Raw genomic sequence first — 2,743 nt, 5'->3', positions numbered from 1 at the left:
TTCTGCCAGCTCTTGACCAGTTCGTCGTAGTTGACGGTGATCGGCTTTTCCTTCTCGTTCTCGATCTTCAGCTGCGGTGCGAGGTTGCCCTTGGCGACTGCATCCTTGTTCCAGTATTCGAGATCATGCTCTTCGGCGAGCTTCGGACCGATGTCACCCTGGACGCCTGCGCGTTCGAGACGCTGCAGGACCTTTTCCTGCTCGGCGCAAAGCGAGTCCATGGCTTCCTGGGCGGTCTTTGCACCCGAGGATGCATCACCGATCGCCTGCCACCACAGCTGTGCCAGCTTCGGATAGTCAGGGATGTTCGTACCCGTCGGCGACCACTGGACGCGGGCCGGCGAACGGTAGAACTCGATCAGACCCCCGAGCTTCGGCGCACGGTCGGTGAACGACTTGTGCTGGATCGTCGATTCGCGGATGAGCGTCAGGCCGACATGGCTCTTCTTCACGTCCACGGTCTTCGAGGTGACGAACTGCGCATAGAGCCAGGCGGCCTTGGCGCGGTCGTCAGGGGTCGACTTCATCAGCGTCCAGGAACCGACGTCCTGATAACCGAGCTTCATGCCGTCCTTCCAGTAGACGCCGTGCGGGCTCGGCGCGAAACGCCACTTCGGGGTACCGTCCTCGTTGACGACGGCGAGGCCTTCCTTGACGAAGTCGGCGGTGAAGGCCGTGTAGGTGAACATCTGCTGGGCGACATTGCCCTGGGCAGGCACCGGACCGGCTTCACCGAAGGTCATGCCCTGGGCTTCCGGCGGTGCATAGGCCTTCAACCAGTCGAGATATTTCTGGATGGCATAGACCGAGGCTGGGCCGTTGGTATCACCGCCACGGGCGACGCAAGAGCCAACCGGCTGGGACTTCTCGTTGACCTTGATGCCCCATTCGTCGACCGGCAGACCGTTCGGCAGGCCCTTGTCGCCATTGCCGGCCATGGAGAGCCAGGCATCGGTGAAGCGCCAGCCGAGCGACGGGTCTTTCTTGCCGTAGTCCATGTGGCCGAAGACCTTCTTGCCGTCGACTTCGCGACCGGTGAAGAACTCGGCGATGTCTTCGTAAGCAGACCAGTTGACGGGAACGCCGAGGTCGTAGCCGTACTTGGCCTTGAAGTCGGCCTTGTTCTTCTCGTCGTTGAACCAATCGTAGCGGAACCAGTAGAGGTTCGCGAACTGCTGGTCGGGCAGCTGGTAGAGGTCGCCGTCCGGAGCGGTGGTGAACTTGGTGCCGATGAAGTCATCAAGGTCGAGATTGGGATTGGTGACGTCCTTGCCTTCGTTGGCCATCCACTTGGTCAGCGAACGGGCCTGCTGGTAGCGCCAGTGGGTGCCGATCAGGTCCGAGTCGTTGACATAGGCGTCGTAGATGTTTTCGCCGGACTGCATCTGCGTCTGCAGCTTCTCGACGACGTCGCCTTCGCCGATCAGGTCGTGGGTGATCTTGATGCCGGTAATGGCCTCGAACGCCGGTGCGAGCACCTTGGATTCGTATTCATGCGTGGCGATGGTTTCGGAGACGACCTTGATCTCCATGCCGGCAAAGGGCTTTGCCGCATCGATGAACCACTGCAGTTCGGCTTCCTGGGCCGCACGGTCGAGGCTCGACATGTCGCCGATCTCGGTGTCCAGGAATTTCTTTGCCGCGTCCATGTCGGCGAATGCCACGCCGGTCATGGCGAGCAGCATGGCCGCCGTCGTCGTCAAAAGGTGCTTTCGCATTTTTCGTCCTCCCTAAGGTTGCGATTGCAGAGTTTCCAGTCCGTCAGGATGGCGACCTCCCGCCGCCATCCGCCGTTGTCCGGCTCTATACGTAGCGAAATACGCCGATGGCGTAGACCACGGACAGAGCGAGAGCCCACCACAGGTTCGGCCCAACAAGACCGAGCCAAGCGAGATGAATGAAGGCGGAACCGAGCAGCGACACGAAGAGCCGGTCGCCGCGCGTGGTCTCAAAGCGCAGCACGCCGACACGCGGATTGCCGCCGGGTGAAAAATACTCCCAGACCGCCATCGAGACGATCAGCGTCAGGATCGCGATGAAGAAGAGCGCCGTCGGCAGCGTCCAGGCCATCCATGTGAAGTTCATCGACGCCTCCTCAGACGCGGCCCAGGGCAAAGCCCTTGGCGATGTAGTTGCGAACGAAATAGATGACGAGCGCGCCCGGGATGATGGTGAGCACACCGGCGGCTGCCAGCACGCCCCAGTCCATGCCCGAGGCCGAGACCGTGCGCGTCATGATGGCGGCGATCGGCTTGGCGTCGGTGGTGGTCAGCGTACGGGCAATCAGAAGCTCGACCCAGGAGAACATGAAGCAGAAGAAGGCGGCGACACCGATGCCCGATGCGATCAGCGGAATGTAGATCTTCACGAAGAAGCGCGGGAAGGAATAGCCGTCGATATAGGCAGTCTCGTCGATTTCCTTCGGCACGCCGGACATGAAGCCTTCGAGGATCCAGACCGCCAGCGGCACGTTGAACAGGCAGTGGGCGAGTGCCACCGCGATATGCGTGTCGATCAGACCGAAAGCCGAATAGAGCTGGAAGAAGGGCAGCGCGAAGACGGCCGGCGGCGCCATGCGGTTGGTCAAGAGCCAGAAGAACAGGTGCTTGTCGCCGAGGAACCGGTAGCGCGAGAAGGCGTAAGCGGCAGGAAGAGCTGCGGCAACCGAGATCACCGTGTTCAGGCACACATAGATGATCGAGTTGATGTAGCCCTTGTACCACGACGGATCGGTGAAGATCAC

The 2,743-nt window shown here is 61.1% G+C and carries 3 protein-coding genes; all 3 read right to left on the bottom strand.

Features of this window, described 5'->3' with window-relative positions:
- On the bottom strand, positions 1-1,718 hold a 1,718-nt coding region (locus tag DMY87_RS23905), incomplete at its 3' end, for an ABC transporter substrate-binding protein (protein ID WP_110794137.1).
- A gap of 85 nt (positions 1,719-1,803) precedes the next feature.
- Positions 1,804-2,085: a DUF2160 domain-containing protein gene (locus tag DMY87_RS23900; RefSeq protein WP_062277451.1), complete on the bottom strand. Its 282-nt coding sequence runs from the start codon at positions 2,083-2,085 to the stop codon at positions 1,804-1,806.
- Between the two features lie 10 nt (positions 2,086-2,095).
- A partial coding sequence (locus DMY87_RS23895; protein WP_110794136.1) for a carbohydrate ABC transporter permease occupies positions 2,096-2,743 on the bottom strand: 648 nt, incomplete at its 5' end.

It is taken from the genome of Peteryoungia wuzhouensis, from assembly GCF_003205195.1.
Taxonomy (GTDB): domain Bacteria; phylum Pseudomonadota; class Alphaproteobacteria; order Rhizobiales; family Rhizobiaceae; genus Allorhizobium; species Allorhizobium wuzhouense.
This window is presented reverse-complemented; position numbering and strand designations above follow the sequence as displayed.

Excerpts from the sequence above, each read along its gene's own strand:
- DMY87_RS23900 (WP_062277451.1), bottom strand. The coding sequence starts at position 2,085 with ATGAACTTCACATGGATGGCCTGGACGCTGCCGACGGCGCTCTTCTTC.